This window comes from Pyxidicoccus caerfyrddinensis (assembly GCF_010894405.1).
GTDB lineage: Bacteria > Myxococcota > Myxococcia > Myxococcales > Myxococcaceae > Myxococcus > Myxococcus caerfyrddinensis.
In genome coordinates, this window is record NZ_JAAIYA010000004.1 from 39,124 (window position 1) to 60,967 (window position 21,844).

At 69.0% G+C, this 21,844-nt stretch carries 16 protein-coding genes; 6 read left to right on the forward strand and 10 right to left on the reverse strand.

What is annotated here, in order from left to right; all coding sequences use genetic code 11:
• Positions 1 to 9 precede the first annotated feature (9 nt).
• The 9 genes from G4D86_RS10615 to G4D86_RS10655 form a co-directional block, all read right to left on the reverse strand.
• Positions 10 to 2,535, reverse strand: coding sequence for an ATP-binding protein (locus G4D86_RS10615; RefSeq protein ID WP_163992330.1), 2,526 nt, complete (start codon positions 2,533 to 2,535; stop codon positions 10 to 12).
• Entirely contained in the window at positions 2,535 to 3,503 is a 969-nt protein-coding gene (locus tag G4D86_RS10620; RefSeq protein ID WP_163992332.1) for an ABC transporter substrate-binding protein, read from the reverse strand. The genes G4D86_RS10615 and G4D86_RS10620 overlap by 1 nt, the downstream gene beginning before the upstream one ends.
• 122 nt (positions 3,504 to 3,625) lie before the next feature.
• Positions 3,626 to 4,045: a hypothetical protein gene (locus G4D86_RS10625; protein ID WP_163992334.1), complete on the reverse strand. Its 420-nt coding sequence runs from the start codon at positions 4,043 to 4,045 to the stop codon at positions 3,626 to 3,628.
• A gap of 121 nt (positions 4,046 to 4,166) precedes the next feature.
• Positions 4,167 to 7,223: a protein kinase domain-containing protein gene (locus G4D86_RS10630; protein WP_163992336.1), complete on the reverse strand. Its 3,057-nt coding sequence runs from the start codon at positions 7,221 to 7,223 to the stop codon at positions 4,167 to 4,169.
• The gene (locus tag G4D86_RS10635; RefSeq protein WP_240360210.1) at positions 7,220 to 8,092 is read right to left on the reverse strand and encodes a transcriptional regulator; all 873 of its coding nucleotides are present in this window, start codon (positions 8,090 to 8,092) and stop codon (positions 7,220 to 7,222) included. The genes G4D86_RS10630 and G4D86_RS10635 overlap by 4 nt, the downstream gene beginning before the upstream one ends.
• Positions 8,093 to 8,124: 32 nt before the next feature.
• Positions 8,125 to 9,900: a sensor histidine kinase gene (locus tag G4D86_RS10640; protein WP_163992338.1), complete on the reverse strand. Its 1,776-nt coding sequence runs from the start codon at positions 9,898 to 9,900 to the stop codon at positions 8,125 to 8,127.
• 278 nt (positions 9,901 to 10,178) lie between these two features.
• Positions 10,179 to 10,478 carry a hypothetical protein gene (locus tag G4D86_RS10645; protein ID WP_163992340.1) on the reverse strand — a complete coding sequence of 100 codons (300 nt, stop codon included), beginning with the start codon at positions 10,476 to 10,478 and terminating at the stop codon, positions 10,179 to 10,181.
• The gene (locus G4D86_RS10650) at positions 10,475 to 11,284 is read right to left on the reverse strand and encodes a DUF2092 domain-containing protein (protein WP_163992342.1); all 810 of its coding nucleotides are present in this window, start codon (positions 11,282 to 11,284) and stop codon (positions 10,475 to 10,477) included. The genes G4D86_RS10645 and G4D86_RS10650 overlap by 4 nt, the downstream gene beginning before the upstream one ends.
• A 295-nt stretch (positions 11,285 to 11,579) precedes the next feature.
• The gene (locus G4D86_RS10655) at positions 11,580 to 12,548 is read right to left on the reverse strand and encodes an AraC family transcriptional regulator (protein ID WP_163992344.1); all 969 of its coding nucleotides are present in this window, start codon (positions 12,546 to 12,548) and stop codon (positions 11,580 to 11,582) included.
• Positions 12,549 to 12,673: 125 nt separating this feature from the next.
• Here G4D86_RS10655 and G4D86_RS10660 point away from each other — a divergent pair, with 125 nt between their 5' ends.
• The 5 genes from G4D86_RS10660 to G4D86_RS10680 all read left to right on the forward strand — a co-directional run bounded on the left by G4D86_RS10660 (position 12,674) and on the right by G4D86_RS10680 (position 18,267).
• The gene (locus G4D86_RS10660) at positions 12,674 to 13,678 is read left to right on the forward strand and encodes a quinone oxidoreductase family protein (protein WP_163992346.1); all 1,005 of its coding nucleotides are present in this window, start codon (positions 12,674 to 12,676) and stop codon (positions 13,676 to 13,678) included.
• Positions 13,679 to 13,723: 45 nt separating this feature from the next.
• Positions 13,724 to 14,959: an NHL repeat-containing protein gene (locus tag G4D86_RS10665; protein ID WP_205519532.1), complete on the forward strand. Its 1,236-nt coding sequence runs from the start codon at positions 13,724 to 13,726 to the stop codon at positions 14,957 to 14,959.
• A gap of 460 nt (positions 14,960 to 15,419) precedes the next feature.
• Positions 15,420 to 15,944, forward strand: a complete 525-nt coding sequence (locus tag G4D86_RS10670) for a hypothetical protein (RefSeq protein ID WP_163992348.1) — start codon at positions 15,420 to 15,422, stop codon at positions 15,942 to 15,944.
• A gap of 155 nt (positions 15,945 to 16,099) precedes the next feature.
• On the forward strand, positions 16,100 to 17,140 hold the full coding sequence (locus G4D86_RS10675; RefSeq protein ID WP_163992350.1) for a hypothetical protein: 1,041 nt from the start codon (positions 16,100 to 16,102) through the stop codon (positions 17,138 to 17,140).
• Positions 17,137 to 18,267, forward strand: coding sequence for a hypothetical protein (locus G4D86_RS10680; protein ID WP_163992351.1), 1,131 nt, complete (start codon positions 17,137 to 17,139; stop codon positions 18,265 to 18,267). The genes G4D86_RS10675 and G4D86_RS10680 overlap by 4 nt, the downstream gene beginning before the upstream one ends.
• Before the next feature lie 80 nt (positions 18,268 to 18,347).
• Here the strand turns inward: G4D86_RS10680 and G4D86_RS10685 are convergent, their stop codons facing one another.
• Complete coding sequence (locus G4D86_RS10685) at positions 18,348 to 19,265, reverse strand: oxygenase MpaB family protein (protein ID WP_240360176.1); 918 nt, start codon at positions 19,263 to 19,265, stop codon at positions 18,348 to 18,350.
• A 226-nt stretch (positions 19,266 to 19,491) separates the two neighbouring features.
• Between G4D86_RS10685 and G4D86_RS10690 the strand changes: the two genes are divergently transcribed.
• The gene (locus G4D86_RS10690) at positions 19,492 to 21,702 is read left to right on the forward strand and encodes a M4 family metallopeptidase (RefSeq protein ID WP_240360177.1); all 2,211 of its coding nucleotides are present in this window, start codon (positions 19,492 to 19,494) and stop codon (positions 21,700 to 21,702) included.
• Positions 21,703 to 21,844: the final 142 nt, after the last annotated feature.

Consider the following 21,844-nt stretch of genomic DNA (forward strand, 5'->3'; position numbering starts at 1 on the left):
CGGTAAGGCTCAGGGCCCAGGTGCGGGAGGGCCTTCGCCGGCCGGGTCCGGTGAGGGGACCCCGGGTTCTCTCGAGTCCAGGGTGGGTTCGAGCGGCAGCTCGACGGTGAAGAGTGCTCCGGCTCCTGGCTGGCTCTCGACGTGGATCTCTCCCCCGAGCGCGTTGACGATGGCTCGTGAGAGGTAGAGGCCCAGTCCCAATCCACCGTACTGCCGGGTGGAGACCGCCCGCTCGAAACGTCCAAAGATGCGCTCGAGGTCCTTGGCGGCGATTCCGATGCCGTGGTCCCGGATGCTCCAGTGCGCCCATCCTCCGGATGAGGAGACGTGGAACTCCACCGGCTTGCCCACACCGTACTTCAGCGCGTTGGTGACGAGGTTGGTGAGGACCTGCTCCAGGTATGTCCGGTCCCAGTGGCCGACGGTGGCCCCCTCGGTGGAGACGAAGAACTGGCAGCTGGCGGTGCTGGCCTGCTCGGCGAAACGCTCGACCAGCTCCCGGGTCAGCTCCCCCATGTCCACCTCCTCCAGTTGCAGGCGGAGCCGGCCGGAGGCGAGCCGAGAGACGTCGAGCAGATCATCGACGAGCAGGGACAGGCGCTTCACCTGTCCGAGCGCCTTGTCCACCTTCGGGAGCAGATGGGTGCAGGCGGCTCCATCCCGAGGGGAGGCCAGCGCACGCTGGAGCGTCTGCAGATGCAGGCGCAGAGGTGTGAGGGGGGTGTGTAGCTCGTGGGAGGCCACGGAGAGGAAGTCCTCGCGCAGGCGCACCGCCTCCTGGGACTGGCGGTAGAGCCGGGCGTTGTCCATGGCGACCGAGGCTCGTCGGGCGAGCTCCTCGGCGAGCTCCAGCTCGAGCGGGCCGTACCGGAAGCCTGGCGTGCCCGAGACCAGGAGCATGGCCGCCAGCGCCTGTCCCCGCACGGTGATGGGGAGGGCGATGGCGGTTCTCGTTCCGAGTCGTTGCAGCAACCGCGGGTACTCCGCATCGGAGTTGTCGGTGTGGAGCAGCGCCTGGGAGGTCTCGTCCCCGAGGAGGGGATTGCCGGTGCGCAGCACGCGCGCGGTGGGCTGGAGCGTGTTCCAGCTCGGGGGAGGATGCTGCGCCAGCTCGCGGAGCAGTTCCTGTCGGGCCGGGTCCTGGTGTACCTGAGCCGCGGGGTGGAGCATGCCCTCGTCGTCCACCGTGTCGATGACGCACCACTGGCCGAGCTGGGGAATGGCCAGCCGCGCCACGCGCTCCAGGGTGCTCTTCTCGTCGAGCAGCTCCGCCAGTTGCGTGCTGACGTCGATGAGGAACCGCTGGGCCTCCTCGGCGCGCTGGCGCGCGGTGATGTCCACGAACGTCGCGACGGCGCCGATTCGCTGGCCCCTCTGGTGCATGGGGTAGGACCAGTACTCCACTGCCAGGCGGCTGCCGTCCTTGCGCCAGAGGAAATCCCGCTCGTCGTGGTGCTTGGTGCCGACGCTCAGCGCCTGGAGGATGGGGCACTCGCTCGGGGGATAGGCCGTGCCATCCGCCCGGGCGTAATGCCACGTCGCGTGCGCATCGACCCCCTGCAACTCCCGCGCGTCCGAATAGCCAAGCATCCGGACGGCGGAGCGATTGACGAAGGTGCTGCGCCCGTCGAGGTCCAGCCCGAAGATGCCCTCGGCGACCGAGTCGAGCAACAGCCGGATCTGGGACTCGCTCTCTTCGAGCTGGGTCTGGGTCTCACGGAGTCGCTCACCCATTTCGTCGAAGGCGCGCCCCACCCCGGCGAGCTCGTCGCTCCCGGAGAGCCCACTGCGCGCATCCCAGTCGCGCGCGGCGAAGCGGCGGGCGGTGGTGACCAGCCGGTCCACCCGGCGGGTGAGGACGAAGTGGAAGAAGAGCCAGAGCAGCCCCGCGAGCCCCGCGAGCGCACCACTGCGCCGCACCACGTTCATCCACACATGGTTGCGCGCCTGCGCCTTGAGGGTGGTGAGGTCCCGCTCGACGGTGAGCAACCAGACCGCCGGGGGGGTGAGCTGATCGAGACTCGTGGGGCCGATCACCGGGAACCAGGCCACGATGGCCTGACGATCCGGAGTCACCTGGACGCTCGAGACGAGGTCCTCGCGGGCCCGGTGCGCCTGCTGTTCTGCTTCCCGGGTGAACAGCCCGGGGTAGAGCTCCCGGGCCTGATGGCCTATCTCCGCGCGCCGCATCGAGGCGAGCACCTTGCCGGTGTCGTCGACGAGCAACGCCATCTTCACGTGCGTATCCGCACCGAGACTGGCGACCTCCTCCCGGACCCGCTCGGGCTCGCGCAGTCGGAGGAGTAGTTCCAGCTGGTACTGCTTCTCGCCCAGGTGTCGGGTGAACTCCTGGAGGGAGCTCTCTTCCACACGGAGGGAGGCGAGGCGCGAGTTCTGCTGCAGGTCCAGCAGGCCCAGCGTGACCGCGAAGAGCAGCAGCACCAGCGGGATGGTGATGCGCAGCGGGGGAAGCGGGGGAAGCCTGTGAGGGTGCCCAGACCGGTCCCCAGTGCCGCTGCACTGGGGGCGCTTCATCACCGGCGCTCCCGGGTCGCCTCGAGAGGGCGTGCGTCCAGCATCTGCTCGGTCTGTACCGGCTCGCGCAGCAGCCCTTCCTCCAGCATGAAGCGTTGGAGCTGCCGCGCCGATTCGATGAGGGGTGAGGAGGGCCCCCGTAGCAGGGAACGGTTGTCCTCCAGTGAGAGCAGTCGCAGCTTGTCCAACATGGAGGCGAGCTCGGAGGGGCTCGTGTCGAGGCGGGGGCTCATGCGGGCCACGGCGTCGGCCGGGTGCTCCTCCAGATAGCGCAGGGCGCGGCGCCATCCCTGGAGCAGGTGCTCCACCTGCTCGGGTTTCTTCTCGAGGACGTCCTTGCGCACCACCAGCATGTCCACGATCTCTCCGGGGAGCTGACGGCTGTCGAAGAGCGAGTGGGCGCCCGCGGCGCGCAGCTTGCTCACGAAGGGCTCATAGGTGACCACGGCATCCACCTGTCCCGACTCATAGGCGCGCAGGTGCTGATCGATCGGTATCCGGAGGATCTGGATGTCCGAGGGCTGGAGCCCCGCCAGCTCCAGGGCCCGGCCGAGCACGTAGATGCTCACCACCAGATCTTCCACCGCCACGCGCTTGCCCCGGAGGTCCTCGAGTCGCCTCACCCCCGGACGCGCGACGATGGCATCCGCGCCTTCCGAATAGTCGACGACGAGCACCACCCGGGGCTCGAAGCCCTGTTGCTGGAGTTGGAGGGCGACGTCGAACGTGACGAAGGCCGCGTCGAGCACCCCATTGCGGAACTCGCGGGTGGTCCCTCCCTGGGTGGTGGAGTACTCCACCAGGCGAATCGAGCCGTCGTCGATGTAGCCGAGGTCCCGCGCGAGGAAGATGGGCTCGCTTCCCGGCCAGAGGAGCGTGGCGACGCGCAGGGGCTCCTTCTCCTCGTGGGTGCAGGCCGGTACGACGAGAAGCAGGAGCAGACTGAACACCCGGGCGAGGTTTTGCACGGACTCCCCTCCTGTGATGCCTCCTCAAATGCTGGGGATGCCGTGGGGCGACAGCAAGCCACGCCTCGCCGGCCTTTCCAGGGCCGGCAGGCAATCCCAGTCCTTTTCAGCGGGACTGGGGACTACTGGCAGAGCCGGGGTTCCTTGTTCAAGGAATAGAGGCAGGCTTCGGAGACGCCGCGGCACAGGCCGTCGCCACACGTGCGCGCAGCGAAGCTCTTGGCCGCGGTCGTGCAGGAGCAGAGGATTTCCTGGCAGTCCGCCGTCGTCGAGCACCTCTGCCGGACTTCGGCGCCCGGCAGGAGGGAGCCAGGTGCGGCGGAGCAGAACTGCCGCCACTCCACCGTTCCACCCCTGATGGTGGAGCTGCCGGTCAGCCGGTCGACGTTCGGGTCACACTGTGGCGTCACCACGCCGGAGTCCCGGGGAGGCGGCTGCGTCACGCCGCCATCCTTCTCCTCCGACCCACCCGGGGACGGAGAATCCTCACCACACGCAACGAGCCCCAGGCAGAACAGCACGACGAACAGGCGGGTATTCACGAAGGACGCTCCAGGAGTCGACAGGGTTTCGAGAGGTGCACTCCGGCCGCGAAGTGGAAGAGCGGCCGGTCTGTCCTCCTGGAGTCAGCCCGCCCCCGGGCTGTTGCATTCTTTCTGCAAGTCACTGGCAGCGAGACAGGAACGCCGCCAGCTCGGCCTGCTCACGCGGGTGGGCTCTTGCCCATGGCACGAGCTCGGCGCGAGCGATGCGTGCCTGCGCGCAGGCTTCCCGGGCCGCCCCGGTTTCATGCAGTGCCTGGGCGAGCGTCGCGCGCACCAACGGGGTTCGCGCCGAGGTGATGGACTGCTCCGTCAGCACCTTCAGTGCCTCCTGGAGCGGGAGGAGGGATTGGGCGAGCTCCCCTCGCGCCAGGTGCATGCGCCCCATCAGGTGGAGCGCATCCACCCTGGGGAGCGCGCGGGGACCATAGGCCCGCTCCAGCGTCTTCAGGGCGGCCTCCGCGTGCCTCCGTGCGTCCACTGTCTCCCCGAGGAACCACTCGGCGTCGGCCGTCGCCAGCAGCTCCTCCCCTGACGACTTCCCCGCTTCCAGCCTTGGCGCGAGGAGCAGGCGGGCGCGGCGGTGGGCCTCCCGTGCTTCCGCGGGGCGTCCGAGCTCGCGCAGCAACACCCCGATGGAGTGCAGGTCCAGACCCACCTCTGCGTGGTCGGCACCATAGTCGCGCTCCCTCTGGGCCATCTGGCGCCGGGAGTATTCGAGCTCCAGGGTGCGGTCACCCATTTCGCCCAGGATGGTCAGCCGGTTGCCTTCCAGCATGCCCAGGTATGGGTGGTCCGGCGTCAGGAGCTGGCGAGCCATGGCCACGGCCTCCTCCGCCGCCTGGAGCGCCTCGCGGCTGCGTCCCCACTCGGAATAGAGGAGGGCCAGGTTGGTGAGCGTCAGCGCCGTGTCCAGCGCGGGCTTCCCGAAGAAGGACTGGTAGGTGCGAAGCGCGCGCTGGAACAGCTCCTCCGCGCGTGTGAGCTCGCCCTGCTCATACAGGGTCGCGCCCAGGTTGAGCAGGGCGGTGGCCACCTCCCAGTCGCTCGGGCCCCGGAGCTTCTCGTATCGCGCGGTGGCCTCCTCATGGATGCGCCGTGCATCCATCGGGCGACCCTGCTTCATGAGCAGGACTCCCTGTCTCATGCGCATCTGGGCCCACTCCCAGGTATCCGCGCGCGCGCCGGCCCGGTCGACCAGCTCCGCCAGGAGCGGCTCGGCCTCGTCGAAGCGGCCCTGTGCTTCGAGCAGCTCCGCGCGGGTGGCCTTCACGTCGGCCGCGAGGTCGGGGTCCTGGAGTTGCTCGAGCACCGCCTCAGCGCGCTGGAGATGGTGGAAGGCCTCCTCGGGGGCCGCCAGCCGCGTGCTCTGGACCCAGGCCAGCGCGCTCAGGGACTGCACGAGCACGGCGAAGCTCCGGCCCGCCTCCGCCGACAGCGCGGCCTGCGTCAGGGAGCGTCGCGCCTCCTCGAAGGCGCCTTCCCTGTGCTGCAGTCTGCCCATGGCAAGGAGCGCCTCCGCCTCTAACGGACGGTAGCGGGTGCGGAGCGCGCGCTCGCGGCTGGCCACCGCCAGCTTCATGGCTTCCAGACGGCGACCCGCCAGCGCCTCTGCCTGCGAGCGCGAGAGCTCCGCGCGTACCGCCTGGACCTCCGCTTGGACGGCGGGGTCGTCAGGGAGGGGCACCGCCTCTCGCAGCGCACGCGTGTCCGCGCAGCGCGACAGCCCTCCCAGCGACGCACCCAGCTGGAAGCCCTCCTCCACGGTGGTCGCCTCCGCGCGCTGGAGCGCGGCGGACAGCGCCTCCAGGTCCTTTCGCCGCCGCTCCAGGCAGGCCATGCGCAGCTCCAGCATCTGGTCCGACTGTTCGCCGCGCAGCCGGGTGGCCGCGCAGGACTCCTCGTGCTGCGCCACCCAGTCCTGGGCGAAGCGGTCCAGCGCGGTGGCCACGGCCTGGAAGGAGTACGGGGCGGCGGGGCTTCCAGTCGCGAGGAAGGCACGGTGGACGGCCTCCCGGCTCCGCGCGTCCCAGATGCCAGCCAGGTGCCGCGCGCTGTCGCGGCACAGCTCGTTTCGCTGCCGCCAGGTCGCAACCGACTGGTGCACCGCCATCACCGACAGCAGCACACCGACGGCGAGCGCCGCCGCCCGCTTCTTCCACCGGTGGGGATCCCTCGACAGCAACCGTCCCAGCTCCGCCATGGAGCCGAAGCGCGAGACGGGGCTCGCCGAGAGGCCCCGGCGCACGGCCGCCCTGAGCCAGCCGGGAAGCCGCGTGGTCTCGGACCGGATGGTGCCTGCCTCCACCCTCGCCAACAGCTCCTCGGGGGTGGTGGCCTGGAAGGGGTGCTGGCCGTTGAGCGCTTCGTAGAGCGCCACGCAGAAGGAGAACTGGTCCGCGCGTGCGTCGCCCCGCTCCCCGCGCAGTTGCTCGGGCGCGCTATAGGCCGGCGTCCCGAGCAGGGCCCCGCTGACGGTGAGCGGCTCACCGAGAGTCCCCTTTGGGACCGGCGCGCCCACCTGGGGCGACGCCACGGCATGCGCGAGGCCGAAGTCGGTGACGCGCACCTGCCCGTCACGGGTGAGCACCACGTTGTCCGGCTTGAAGTCGCGATGGACGATGCCCACCGCGTGCGCGGCGGCAAGCCCCTCAGCGGCCTGCGCGAAGGCCGTGAGGACCTCCTGCCGTGAGCGCGGCCGCTCTCGCAGCCACTGCCGGAGGGTGCCTCCCTCGAGGAGCTCCATGACGAGGAAGAGCTGCCCGTCCCGTTCCCCGACGTCGTGGATGCTGGCCACGTGCGGATGGGAGAGCCGGGCCATCGCACGGGCCTCCCGTTCGAGCCGCGCCTTGGCCTGCGGAAGGTCCAGCCTTCGCAGTTGCCGGGCATGGAGCACCTTGAGCGCCACGTTGCGGTCCAGCTCGGGGTCATACGCGGCATAGACCCGGCCCATCCCGCCTTCGCCCACCGGGTACAGCACCACGAAGCGGCCCACCCGGTCGCCGGGGACCAGCGCGCCTCGGGCCTCGGGAGGCTCGTCGTCGGGCGCCTCGAGCGCCCCGAGCGCGGCCCGGCATTCGGAGCAGTCGCGCAGGTGTGCGCGGAGGGCTTCGTGTTCCGCGGCGGCAAGCAGCCCGGCGACGTAGAGGGAGAGCGAGCCCTCATCGGGGCAGTTCATCGGGGCGCGCCGAACACGCCGGAGAGGCTGAGGTCCAGCTGGCTTCTCACGGCGCGCATCAGGCTCTCCAGCTCAGGGGTGGACAGGGCCAGCCGGTCTGCGAGCAGCTTCCGCGTTCTCTTCTCCAGCAGGGAGTGCGCGGCGGACAGTCGCCGCGAAAGGGTGGACTTGTGCAGCCCGAGCAGCTCGCCCATGCGCGTCAAGGAGAGCTGATCCACGAAGAAGAGCCGGAGCACCTCCTGCTCCTCCGTGTCGAGTGTCCGGACGACCTGGGCCAGGGCTTCACGGACGTGCTGGCGCACGTCGGCGCGCAGGTACATCGCCTCCGGCGTCACGTCCGGCAGGGCATGGCGGGCGAGGACTTCCGATTCCGTCGGCTCCTCCTGCCCCTTCGCCTTGCGCATCCGAAGCGCGGCCCGGACCGCGGTGGCCCGGACCCAGGAGCGCAACGGTCCCATTCCCGAGTAGTCCATCAGTCGCGGCGGCCCGTCCTCCCGGGGGAGCAGGAGCCAGGTCCGGACATGCTGGACCACCTCGGCCACGAAAGCGGGAGAGGCGTCCACGCGCGCGAGCGGGGCCCCGAGCTTCGCGAAGATGGACGTCTCCATCCAGGCCAGGGCGCCTGGCTTGCCCTCCACGCATGCCAGGGCCATTGCCAGGTCCCGAGCATGCAGCAACTCGATGGCCCGGGCGACGTCAGCGGTCCGTCCCAGCTGCTCCCCGACGTGTCGCGCGAAGGCCGTCGACCCGGGCGCGGTGTCCTCTCCCAAGGCGCCTGCCTCGTCCAGTGCGGACGAGAGCCGCTCGAGCAACTCCGGTCGCCCCCTCAGCAATTCCGCCGAGGGCGCACCCACGGCCAGCAACAGCACTTCCAGCAAGTGACCTTCCCTCCGGGCTGCATTCAAGCACGAAGGTCATGGAGCCCGGGCACCGTTACCCCAACAGGCTCCTCGCGGGTTCTCGGCAGCTCGACGGTGAAAGTGGAACCTCTTCCCAGCTCGCTCTCGACCGTGATGGCGCCTCCGAGCGCCTCGGCGCTCTGACGGACAATCCAGAGCCCGAGCCCCAGTCCACCGTAGTGCCGTGAGTCGACCGCGCGCTCCAACCGGTGGAAGATCCGAGCGTGATCTCCTGGCGCGATGCCTATGCCGCCATCAATGACTTGAAGACGCACGTGGTCCGCCAGCCCCTGGAGCCTGAGCGTGATGGGGCTTCCCGCGCCGAACTTGATCGCATTGGAGAGCAGGTTGCACACGATCTGCTCGAGCCGCCCCCGATCCCACTCGCCGACGATCGGGCCCGCGCACTCGAGTCGGAGCTCCGAACGGGCGCTCGACGCGGCCCCGGCCTGGAGACCCATCTGCTCCTCCACGAGGCCCCGGAGATCGAGCCGCTCATACCGCAGCTCGAGCCTGCCCAGGGTGAGTCGCGTGATGTCCAGGAGCTGGTCGCAGAGATACTGAAAACGCCTCAACTGCTGTGACGTGCTGGCGACCGCGGACCTCAGCCGAGAGGACTCGACGCGACTGGCGGACGGGTTGTCCAGCAGCCGCTCCAGGTGCTGGATCTGCGCCTTCATGGACGTCAACGGGGTCCGCAGCTCGTGAGCGGCAATCGCGAGGAACTCGTCGCGCAGCCCCAGCGCCTGGCGGGCTTCTCGGTAGGCCTGCTCCGCGGACTGGCGCGCGTGGCTCTGCAAGGAGAGGGAGCGTGCGAGGTCGCGGGTGCGCTCGGCCACCCGCTGCTCGAGACTCTGGCGCTCCTCCTCCAAAGCCTCCCGCATCTGTTGCCGATCCTCGATGGCTGCGGCCAGCACGAGGATGACGGCGGAGAACACCACGATCCGCGCCTGGGTCTGGAAGAAGACCTGGGCCGTCTCCATCGATGAGGGATTCGACAGGGCGAACACGATGAGCGCGGCGGCCCAGATCAGGTTGTTGACGGCGGCCCCTCGCGAGCCGAACCGGAGCGCCGCCCAGATCATGAGAGGAACAAGCGGGTATGCCATCAGGCCGCCCAACCCGAGCCATCGTCCGAGTTCGATGGAGGCGAAGCTGCCCACCAGGTAGAGCGAGCCAAGCAAGGCCAGCTCCCAGTGCGGTCGGCGCGGATACGCCATGGAGGGCGCGGCGAATACCAGGATGAGCGGCGCCACGACCAGGGCGCCCGTGCTGTTGGCGATGAACCAGCCCCACAGCGAGTGCAGGGACATCCGAGCGGCCACGGCGTTTCCGCTCAACCACATCGAGTAATGGGTCGCCACGGCAACCACCGCGGGATAGATGAGACCGGCGATGAGCACGAAGCTCACGGCGCCGCGTACAGTGCCAGGCCATCGAGGAGGCCCGTTCTGCCAGCGAATGAGCCGAGCGCCCACCACGCTTGTGAGCGCGCGGACCCCTCCCGTCAGGATCGCCGCGACGTGCCCACGAGGGGATGAGGTACCCCCGACTTCCAGGAGCCAGAGCTCGGAGACGATCAGTGACCCGAGCAGGATGGCGGGCCACCGCGAAGGGCCCCTCAGCAGCAGTATCGCAAGGGCATACCCCGCCGCTGGCCAGAGGGCGACCAGTCGGCCAGCGACGATGATGCGCTGTCCGACCCAGCCCAGCAGGACATATCCGGCGATGATCGCGAGACCCTCGAGCAAGAGGAGGCCGGCACGCCGGGCCTGCACGGGTCCCTCCAATCCTGCGTGCGCTCCCATGATTGCTCCGGCTCTCACGCATGGAAGAACTCAGAGACAAAGATAGGCAGTGCGAACAGGTCCGCAGCAACTCGGCAACGAGGCCCAGCACACGCCCACCTGCTGCCGCTCCTCCCCCATCGTGAGTCCACCGACGGGGGTCGAGTTCCTCCTCACCGATTGAGCTCCACCCTTCGCGGCCCCTGAGAGCGTCTGGCTTTCGGGGCGCGGAGGCCGCTACGGCCCTGCCCCGCCCCGTGACTCACGGCTCAATCGACCTGCACGACGACGTACTGCGAGCCGGACGCCTGGTAGTAGGTAGCGCCGCATTGATGGAGCCCCATCCCGTTGATGGTGACCGTGGTGCAGCCATGCGGCAGCGCCGCCACGTAGGCCGAGGTGCGGACCACGGTCCGCCGGGTGGTCCGGCGCGCGACGCCCGCGACGCTCACCGGCGTGGCGGGACGGCCGACGACGGCTTCGGCCACGGGGACGAGGTCACCCATCAGGAGGGCGGCGAACGCCGCGGCCGGGAGGACACCCTTCCAGCGAATTGACCGGGTCTTCATGGCTGCGCGCCTCCGTGCAGCTCACCCAGCTCGTTGGTTGGAATCGACTCCAATCGCTTGACGCCCGCGGGGGGCCTGAACTCGAAGCGCCGGGCATCCAGCTGCGGCTGGAGTTTCCAGTTGCGAAGGCGGACGGTGTACTGGGGAGCACCGGTAATCCACTTGCTGGTGATGACGTACTTGATGGGGAGCGGCCTGTCTCCCCGCTGCACCCAGAGCTGCCAGTCCACCTTGTCCGCGCGGAACGCGAGGTGGTCGCACTCGATGCCATCCACGACGGCGGGTCCCAGATAGGTGCCACCCTTCACGTCGGTGCGCAGCGCATCGTAGGGTGAGGCGTACAGCAGGTCGGCGCCCGCGAGGTCCAGGTTCGCCTCGCCGCGGAGCGTCTCGATGGCCTCGTCAATCGTGGTCGGTCCATTCAGCTGGAAGTAGGCGTTCTGATTCTTGCCGAGGAGCGTGAGGGTCCGTCCGTCGAAGAAGAGCTCGGCATCGACGTAGCCGCCGCGGCGTGTCGCGTGGAGCATGCCGGGCCGCTGCACCTCGAGGAGGCCCGAGCTGCTGAACTGCAGCTTCTGCCCGTCCTTGTCGATGACCTCGCTGTCCACGTCGTAGTCTACGGAGAAGGCCTTCTGGCCAGCGAGGAAGCTGGACATCGAGCGCAGGATGCGGTCGGCCTCCGGGTCCACCTTCTCCGCATCGCGCCTCTCCTGTGCGGCCACGGGGCCCGTGGCGAGGACGAATCCAACGACCGCCAGGGCACGCACCGCTGCGCCCAGGAGGGGGGCATTGGCTCTCCATCTCATGGCCGTCACCATCCTTCAGCGAATCACCTGTGCCATGAAGGTGGAGTGGCTCCGCGCCGCGCGCAGCATTCACGCGGCCTGCCCCCTGAGTGTGTGATGGCCTCCAGGTGTCGCGATTCGGCGGCAAGCGGTGTGGGCCACTCCGCGAGCACCGCAGCAGACAGGGCGGGGAGCGGTTCGTCCGGCGCCGGCTCGGGGATACCGACCAGCCGCCGGGACAGCGGCCCCTCCCCGACGGCCGCCGCATCGGCGTGCGACCCTCCTGCCCCCTCAGCGCCCCATGCCCACTCGCGCCTCACGTCGCAACAGGGCCCCTGTTCCTCCCAGGCACGGAGTCCGCGTCGCGCCCCTTGAGGCGGCGCCGATACGCGCCGGGCGTCTCTCCGACATGACGCTTGAAGGCCTTCACGAAGGCGCTGTCGGTCTCGTAGCCCACCGCCTGGGCAATCTCGCTCGCCGACAGGTTCCCCGCCGTCATCAGCCGCGTGGCCTTGTGCATGCGCCAGCGCGTCAGGTACGTCAGGGGCCCCTCGCCCACGATGGACTTGAAGCGCGCGGCGAACACCGAGCGCGACATGCCGGCGGCGCGGGCGAGCCCCTCTACCGTCCACGGCGCCTCGGGCCGCTCGTGCAGGCGCTGGAGCGCGGTGCTGAGCCTCGGGTCGGTGAGCGCCTGGAGCCAACCTCCCTGCTCGGGGGGAAGGGAGGCCACGTGCGTCCGCAGGGCCTGGACCAGGAGCACGTCGCCCAGCCGGCTCGCCACAGTCTCGTAGCCGGGTTGCTCGGCCTCCATCTCCGAGGCCACGAACTGCATGGTGGACTCCAGCCACCGCGTGGCGATGCCGCCGTCCCCCTTCACATGGAGGAACGGCGGCAGGCTCGCGACGAGCGGGCTCAGCGAGGTTCCATCGAAGATGAAGCGACCGCAGATGAGCGTCGTGGGCGCGCCCCCTCCACCGTAGCGGACGACGCCTCCGCAGCGTCCGCTCCGGCTCGCGTAGACCTCGCTGACCGGGACGGGGCGCGTCTTCGCGCTGTCCTTGAGGACGTAGGACACCCCGCCGAGGATGAAGACGAAGTCGCCGCTCGCGAGCACGTGGCGCGTGCCCTCGATTTCCAGCACGCAGCTCCCACGGGAGACCACGTAGAAGAGGCACACGTCTCGCGCATCGACGCGCATGCCCCAGGGCGCGGTCACCTCCAGCCGGCCGTTGACCATGCTCCGCATGTGAATGCCGTGCAGCGTGTCGGCGAGGACGTCCATGGCTCCTCCGTCAGGACGAATGGACCATGAAGACGGACGTGTAGCCAGTGCCCGTCCGGATTCACGGGACTACCTTCCGTCGCGAGCCGCTTCTCCCGATGCGCGGCTCCACCCTGGAGACAGACATGAAGGCGATGCGATTGCTGCGTTTTGGTGGTCCCGAGGAGCTTCGGCTCGAGGAGCTGGAGGCACCCGTTCCGGGCGAGGGCGAGGTGCTCATCCAGGTCCACGCCGCCGGCCTGAACTACGCGGAGTTGTTGCAGCGCGCGGGCCACGTACCGGGAGCGCCCAACCCGCCGTTCACCCCGGGCTACGAGGCCGCGGGCATCATCAGCGCCGTCGGAAGCGGGGTGTCACGGCTCCAGAAGGGCGCTCGCGTCGTGGCGATGCTGCCGGCGCAGGGCGCCTTCGCGGAGCTGGCCGTCGCACCGGCCCCGCTCGTCACCCCGATTCCAGACGACCTTCCCTTCGAGAAGGCCGTGGCCCTGCTGAGCCAGGCGCCCGCCGCACTGGCCGGGCTCCGGGTCGCGGCCCGTCTGCGGGAAGGTGAGACGGTGTTCATCCCCGCGGCGGCGGGCGGCGTGGGCTCCTTCATGGTGCAGCTCGCGAAGCAGCTCGGCGCGGGCCGTGTCATCGCCGGAGCCAGCACCGAGGAGAAGCGCGCGCTCGCCCGGCGGCTGGGCGCGGACGGCACCGTCGACTCCATGCGCGCGGATTGGCCCGAGCGCGTCCGGGAAGCCACGGAGGGACGCGGCGCCGACGTGGTCTTCGAGAGGGACGGGGGCGAGTCCTTCGCACGGAGCCTCCGCGCGCTGGCGCCGCGAGGAAGGATGGTCGTCTTCGGCGCCGACAGCATGTTCAGCACCTCTGTGAGCAGCGAGCAGTTCACCCAGCTGCTCTTCCAGAACCAGTCGCTCGTCGGCTTCGCGCTGCCGGCGCTGCCACCGGAGGTCCAGGGCGAGACGCTCCGCGACGTCTTCGCGCTCGTGGCGCGCGGGAAGCTGGAGGTCGTCGTCGGACAGACCTTCGCGCTGCGCGAGCTGGCAGACGCCCACCGTGCGCTGGCTCAGCGGAAGACCTCGGGGAAGGTGGTCATCCTGCCGAACACTCCCGCGCGTGCCGCTACGTGACGTGAGGGGACGGGGCGGGCTCCACGCGCGCGAGGGCATCCCGTAGTGCTCGGCAAGATCGTGGGAGTGGTTTATGGAATCCGGGCCGATAGACCGGCACTGCTCGTTCCCTGGAATTCCATGAACCATGCTTCCTGTCGTCACATGCCGTCGTCGTTGGCGGATCGTGTCCTGCCCACTTTCCCTGGTGCGAACGCGCGCCTGGTTTCCGCCGCGGTCTGCGCGGTGCTCCTCTCTGCCTGCGGAGGCGGAGGCGGAGGCAATCCTGAGCCGGACCCTGCCGATCCCTCCGGCTCAGGGGTGGTCACCACTCTGGCCGGCAGCACCAGCGCCGGCAGCGCCAACGGCATCGGTGCCGCGGCCAGTTTCAACGGACCCATGGGCATCGCCACGGACATCCAGGGCAACGTCTATGTGGCGGAGTTCAACAACAACCTGATCCGCAAGATCACACCGGCCGGTGTTGTCACCACGCTGGCCGGCAGCGCCAGCAGTGGCAGCACGAATGGCATGGGCACCGCCGCCAGTTTCAGTGCCCCCAGTGGCGTGACCGTCGACACCTCGGGCAACGTCTATGTGGCCGACTCTTTCAACCAGATGATCCGCAAGATCACGCCGGCAGGGCTGGTCAGCACGCTGGCCGGCAGCACCACACCGGGGAGCACCGATGCCACCGGCACTGCCGCCAGCTTCAGGGGCCCCCTGGGGGTGGCCGTGGACACGTCCGGCAACGTCTACGTGGCCGATTCCGGCAACTTGTCGATTCGCAAGATCACCCCGGCCGGTGTTGTCACGACGCTGGCCGGCAGCGGCAGCCATGGCAGCACCAATGGCATCGGCACCGCCGCCAGCTTCACCGGACCCAGAGCGGTCGCGGTGGATGCCTCCGGCAACGTCTATGTGGCCGAACCTTCCAGCGACCTGATCCGAAAGATCACGGCGGCGGGTGTGGTCAGCACCTTGGCCGGCACCGGCTTTGTCGGCAGTGCAGACGGCACCGGGACAGCCGCCAGTTTCGGCGATCCGATGGGGGTGACGGTGGATGCCTCAGGCAATGTCTTCGTCTCCAGCATCGCTGACAACCTGATCCGCAAGGTCACCTCCGCGGGTGTGGTCACGACCCTCGCCGGCAAGGCTGGCGTCGGCAGCAACGGCAGCGCGAATGGCACGGGAGCCAATGCGCGTTTCAATCTGCCCCAAGCCGTGACCGTGGACGCCTCGGGAACGCTCTTCGTGGCGGACTACGGCAACAACATGATCCGCAAGATCAGTCTGCAATGAAGCCGTTCTGGCGCGGGCATGCGCCGGGGTTGCCGGACGCACCTCCCTCTTGCGCGCCAAGAGGGAGCAGGTGCTCGCGGCATGAAACGCGGGTTCCGGCTCGAAGGCCACCCTCGCTGGACCGGTGTATTTCCCAGGCTCGTCCGGGTTGCTACTTCGACGTACTGCCAAGGTGGTCATCCTGCCGAACGCCCCCGCGCGTGCCGCTACGTGACGTGAGGGGACGGGGCGGGCTCCACGCGCGCGAGGGCATCCCGGACCGCGGCGCACAGCGCCGCCCGCCCGCATCGACATGGCCGCTCGGTGCAGCCCATGCGTCCACTGCTTCATGCTCGGTGGAGTCGATTGCCCAATCCCTGGCAACCCCACGGTGATTGCTCCGTGGCATTCCTCGTCACCGCCGATACTGCCACCTGAGGGCGGCGGTTTGATGGGTGGATACGACGGAAGGAGGAGAGTCATGATTGGAGCCAGACGCTTCCGGCTCGCGGGGATGAGGGTGAAGGTTCTGCTGGCGATGGTCGTGGGGGTGGGAGCCGCGGTGACCGCCAGGTCGTCGCTGGCCGCCCGCGATGACGACGCTCTCCGCGATGACGACGACAGCCTGAAGGGCGACCACCGGCGATACAACAACCGCTCGCTCCAGGGCGTCTGGGGCTTTTCGTCCTCCTTCGGCATGTTTCTGCCACCGGGGGGCGGCCCGCCGGTGCCCTCGGTCGGGGTGGGCAAGGTCTCCTTCGACGGAAGAGGCGGCTGTTCGGTCACCACCGTCGTCAACATCAACGGGCAGACGATGACCAACCAGTCGTCGAGCTGCAGCTACTCGGTCGGCCCCGACGGGATAGGGACCAGCCAGGCCGTCTTCCCGGGCTCGCCCATCAGTGATCCGGTCCCCGTCACCTTCATCATCGTCGACCAGGGCCGCGAGCTGATGGCCATCAACACCCGGTTCCTGGTCGGAGGCATCACCTTCCGCCGGCAATAGAACCAAGGGGCCTCGGAGCTCACGTCGTGAGCCTCGAGGAAGCGGGTGCTACCGCGCGTGCGGGTGGAACAGGGCCACTTTCTTGCCACTCCACTCGCGGGAACTACCCTCGCCTTCACTCCGCGAACGACTCGCGGAAGGGGGGCGTTCACTTCATGTCGCTGCGTTCCGGCATCCGCGGGTTGCTGCCCACCTTGCTTCTGCTCGGCGCCATGAGCGTCGGCTGTCCGCCGAAGCCACCACCGCCTCTTCCTCTTCCCGAGCCTACCCCCCGGCCCGAGCCCATCCCCGTGGAGCCTCCGGCGCTGAAGTGCGCCGACAGCACGCTCACCACCGAGGACGGGAAGTGCCTGCTGTACACCTGCGCGCCATTGGTGCGGCGGCCGCTCTCCGCGCGACTGGAAGGGCAGCCCGGCCTTCGACTCCCGGGCGCCACCCAGCCCGTCGTCGCCCGGCTGAACGGCCGGCTGAAGCTGCAGGTCGAGCAGCCCCTCGAGGAGCTCACCTTCACCCGCAGCACGGCCGACGCCGGCTATCACGGCGCTCCCGTCGAGCCCCTGCCGGACGAAGCCTACGCCGCGCGGGACACCACCCTCTGGCGCATCCGTCCCCAGCCAGGCACGACACTGAAGCTGGCCCTGCCTGACGGGAGCACGCGCGCGCTCACCTGGTCCGACTGCGTCACCGAGTCCAACCCCTTCCCGCCCACGGAGTTCCCCTCGTGCGCGCAGGGCGATTACGACGGCCGCACGGGCCAGTTCTCCACGGCCTTCATCGCCACGTTCGCCGGCACGGGTCCAGGCGCCGGAGAGCGGCGGGAGGTGCCAGTGCAGGTGAGTGGCAACCTGCTCGAGCGCACCGTCTGCTTCGAGGGTCCCCTCTCCTTCTGCGGCAAGCTGGCGGACCTGGAGGGCGAGCCTCCGCGGGGCCCGGCCTCACCGGAGCGCGAGTGTGAGGAGAAGCCCGTCCCACCGGGCCAGCCCATCTCCCGCGTGCCCACGCAGCCGCGCGAGCTTGACGGCGGCACCTGGCCGGGCACCGAGGTGCGCGACGGCGGCACCGACGATGCCGGCCTGCCCGAGGAAGAGGCGCCCGTCATCATCATCGAGGACGTGGACGGCGGCTTCGCCTGCCAGACGGCCGCGGGGGATGTGAACTCCGGCCGCATCGTGAACCCGTGGGGAGGTGGACGATGAATCACGCACGCGTACTGACCGCCGTGGCCTGCGGGCTCCTGGCGGCGGGGGCCCTGGCCTTCGACACCGAGCCCCACCGCGCCATCCACCGGCAGGGCAACGTGGCTCCCGGTCTGTGGGGCAACGACGAGAACGACGCGCTGGACGAGTACAACTATTGGGTCGACAACGGCTGCGGCAATGGGTTCGCGCCGTGGTGCCCCGCCGAGTGGCACGCCGACGACGACACCGTCGTCCTTCGCACCGGAGGCGCCACCGGGCTGAACGCGCGGCAGCTCATGGACCGGGCCTGGAGCAACTCCGTCATCGCCAGCCCGAGCGACAAGCGCATCCGCGTGAAGGCCGCCATCGACGACCTGTGGGCCAAGGTCGTCGTGGAGAAGAACAACCACTGCCAGCCGACGAAGACCGGCTGTCTGAAGCGCAAGTACCTGGACAAGCTGGACGTGCAGGTGCGTGAGTCCGTGGGCGTCCGCTCACACACCACCCACGACTTCTACTCGCACTCCACCTACGTGGAGGCCAGCAACTGCGCCGCGCCGACGGCCTATACCCGCAACCCCAGCACCGCCTTCCCCGCGGGCGCCGCCCGGTTCGCCAACGCGCCCCAGAAGGACACCGTGCTGCGCTCGGGCTGGTGGGTGTCGGAGTTCGAGACCGTCCACCGCTGGAGTTCGGGAAGACCCAAGCCGGGCGTCTACAACACGTTCACCGTCGCGGGACAGGGAGGCGCGGTGGCGGGAGGTGCCCCGCCCTTCACCGTCACCGTCCCCGGGCTCCACGGGGGCGCGGCCATCTACCTCCACGACGGGGTGACCGCGGGCCTGCCGGCGGGCGCCGCACAGATTCACGGCCTCAACAAGGACAAGGACTGGGCCTGCGCCTATCCCTGCGCCGGCGGCGGCTTCTGCACCGGCGCGGCCAATGCCAACCACATCGCGGCGCGCACCGCCGCCATCGACACCCAGGCCGAGGAGAACCGGCGACTGTGCAACACCATCAAGGATGTGGTGCTGACCGGCGGCGGCAACGCCGCGGATGTGATGGCGGTCTGGTTCTACGTCACCGGCACCGAGCGCTGCGGCTGCAAACCCCTGGTGGCGACCCAGGTCTACTGGTCGAAGTAGCCACGCCCTGAAGCTGTCGTGGAAGTGGCGCTCAGGCCAAGAGGGGCTGCGCGTGGGCTTCAGCCCCTGCTCCTGCCAGGTCACTGTCGCTGACGAGCACCGCTGCTCGCGTCCGCCGCGGGGGCGCCATGATTCACGGGGCAGCCCTTCGGGAAGGTGCCAAGCTGCTCGACGGCGTAGCCGTTGGGGTAGCTGCGGATGTTGGGTCGGCCGCGGCCGAAGAGCGGCTCGCTTCGCGGTGACAGCGCGTAGCGCACGAACTTCCCCCGCGCCTTGAGCGCCAGGCGGAACGCCGTCCGGCTGAGAGCGGAGGGGCGTGCATAGTGGAACGCGTCGAGCAGCGCATCGTCCATGAGCGTCCGAGCGAACAGGTTCACCAGGTTCTTCGGCGCGAGGTGGGACGGCGAAAACGTCGCGAGCAGCTCGAGGGTGGCGTCGGCGACGGCCCTGCTGCGCGCGTCGAAGGCGAAGTGCCTGGCCTCGTAGCCATCCATCAGCGCGGCGAACGCGTCGAACGTCTCCGGAATGTCCTGGATGCCCATGTGGCGGCCGACGGCGTGGTAGTAGCGCGTCCACGCCTCCACCTCGTGCGGGGTGAACGGCCGCCAGCCGAACTCCGCGAGCCAGCGCACGGGCGTCACCACGAAGGTGGAGAGCACGTAGCGCATGTCGTCATTGGAGATGTCGTAGGCGCCGTGCATCTGGTTCATGCGCCGGAAGGCATTCCTGCCAGCCTGGCTGGCCATGCCGTGCTCGAGAATCGCATCGAGGATGAGCACGGTGTCGTCGTAGCGCTTCTGGGTGCGCTGGTTGAACTCGCCCGTCTCGTGCAGCAGCACGCCGATGCTCGGCACCGCGTAGGTGCGGAACAGCGCGAAGCTGAGCGCCTGCTCGATGTCCCAGGGGAACTCCTGGGTGGAGAGGATGCGGACAATCTCCTCGTACTGCGTCTGCGCGTCGAGACGGTCGGTGTGGTCGCGAAGTGCGTAGCGGTTCATCCGGATTCCCCCATCGAAGGCGGCCCGGGAGTCTAACCCGGGAAGCGCTGCCGCTGGGTGCGGCAGTGTCGGCCATGCCTTCCTCCTGGCCGCACCATCTGCCCCCCAGCTACACATGCAACATCGTATCGGCGTCCCAGTGCTCTTCACCCAGAGTAGAGTATGCTGGGGGGACATGAACTTGAGCCATCCACTTCTGAGGTCGCTTCGTGCGGCGTGTCTGGCGTTGGTTTTCACCGCTTGCAGCTCCACCGAAGAGCAGGCGGAGTCCAAGGACTCGCTGACGCTCGCGAGTGAGAAGGACGGCGCGGACATCCAGCAGGCGCTGAGCGCGATGAACGGGGTCTCCGTCCTGTCCAGCCAGCGGGATGGGACTCCTGACTTCATCAAGGGCACTCTGGGCAAGGCCGCGGGGTCGGCGCGGGGGCTGTCGGCGGCGGACGCGAAGGCCACCGTGCGGGCCGCGCTGGGGAGCATTGCTCCGGTCTACGGCCTCCGCGCGGAGGAGCTGGTCTTCAGGCGGATGTCCGTGGATGAGAACGGGCACCAGCACCTGCGCTTCGGCCAGTTGAAGGAGGGGCTGCCCGTCGTCGACGGTGAGCTCATCCTTCACGTGGACCGGGCGGGTGTCGTCTACGCGGCCAACGGCTCCGCGCGTGACACTCGAAACCCGAGCCTCGCGCCCGTCCAGCCGCGGATCTCCGCGGAGGCCGCTGCCAGGGTCGCGCTCGACGCGACTGCCGCGCTCACCCGGGATGCCAGGACCGAGCGCCGGGTGTACGTGCGCGACGCCAACGACCAGCTCGTCCTGGCTCACGAGGTGCGGGTGACAGGCCTGCTGGCCGCGGGCACCCCGGTGAATGATCTGGTGTACGTGAAGGCCAGTGACGGCGAGGTGGTGCGGAGGGCTCCGCGGATCTTCAACGCGCTGAACCGCAAGGTGTACAGCTCCAACAATGGCACCAGCATTCCGGGCACGCTCAAGCGCTCCGAGGGACAGGCGTCCGTCAGCGACCCCGTCGTGAACGCCTGCTATGACGTGCTGGGTACCGTCCACAGTTGCTTGTCCACGCTCTTCGGCCGCGACTCCTACGATGGCGCTGGCGCGGCGCTGCTGTGCTCGACCCACTACAGCACCAACTATGTCGCCGCGTTCTGGAACGGCACCCAGATGGTGTGCGGCGATGGCGACGGCGTGAACTCCACCGCGCTGTGCAATGACCTGGACGTGGTCGCGCACGAGCTCGCCCACGCGGTGACCATTGCCGAGTCCAACCTCACCTACTCGGGCGAGTCTGGCGGCCTCAACGAGAGCTTCTCGGATGCCATTGCCGCCACGTGCGAGAGCTGGACTCGAGGCTTCGTGCTACCGGACGCGGAGGTCTGGAAGATCGGCGAGGACGTCTGGACGCCCGGCACCGCGGGCGATGCGATTCGCTACATGAATGATCCGGCCCTGGATGGCGCGTCGCTCGACTACTACCCGAACTACAACGCGAACACGGACGTGCACTACAGCTCTGGCATCTCCAACCTGGCGTTCTCGCTGCTGTCCACGGGTGGCACGCACCCGCGTGGCAGGACGAGCGTGGTGGTGCCAGGCATCGGCGTCGAGAAGACGGCGCGCATCTTCTACAAGGCGAACGTCGACATCTGGACCGCCTCCACGAACTTCGCGCAGGCGAAGACGTACACGGAGCAGGCAGCCCTGCAGCTCGGCTATGACCAGGCCACCGTCAATGCGGTGAGCGCGGCGTGGCAGGCCGTGGGTGTAGGGGTGATCATCCCGCCGCCGACCACCACTCCGCTGACCAGCGGCGTGCCGAAGACGGGGCTGGCTGGGAGCACGGGCACCGCCGCGTACTACAAGCTCACCGTTCCGCCCGGCCAGACCCACCTCGTCTTCACCACCAGCGGTGGCACGGGTGACGTGGACCTCTACGTGAAGTTCGGTTCGGCTCCGACCCCCAGCAGCTATGACTGCCGGCCCTACCAGTCCGGCAACACCGAGACGTGCAACATCACCAACCCCGCCGCGGGCGACTGGTATGTGATGCTGAATGCCTATGCCACCTACTCGGGCGTGTCGCTCACGGGCACATTCAGCGGTGTTGTCATCGATAACTTTCTGAGCAACGGCTCGACCACGGCGCCATACAGCGGGGCCAAGAATGCATGGACCTGCTGGATACTCACCGTGCCCTCGGGCAGGAGCTCTCTGGTGTTCAACCAGGTGGGGGCCTCTGGCACGACGGGGGACGCGGACCTGTACGTCCGCTTCGGCGCGGCGCCGACGACCGGTTCCTACAACTGCCGTCCCTACCAGCCGGGCAGCACCGAGACATGTACCATCAGCAACCCGTCCGCGGGCGGCTGGTATGCCTGCTCATACGGCTACACCGCGTATACGAACGTCACGATGAAGGGCACCTACTGAGGCCCCCGGCGCGAGCGCCCGCCGAGCGCCGGGAAGTGAGCGGAGCACCGGGTCTCAAGGCTCGGGAATCCAGGCCCTGACACGTCTTCTGTTCGACGCCCAACACAGGTCGTGCTAGTAGGACGCGAAGCAGACCTGCTTC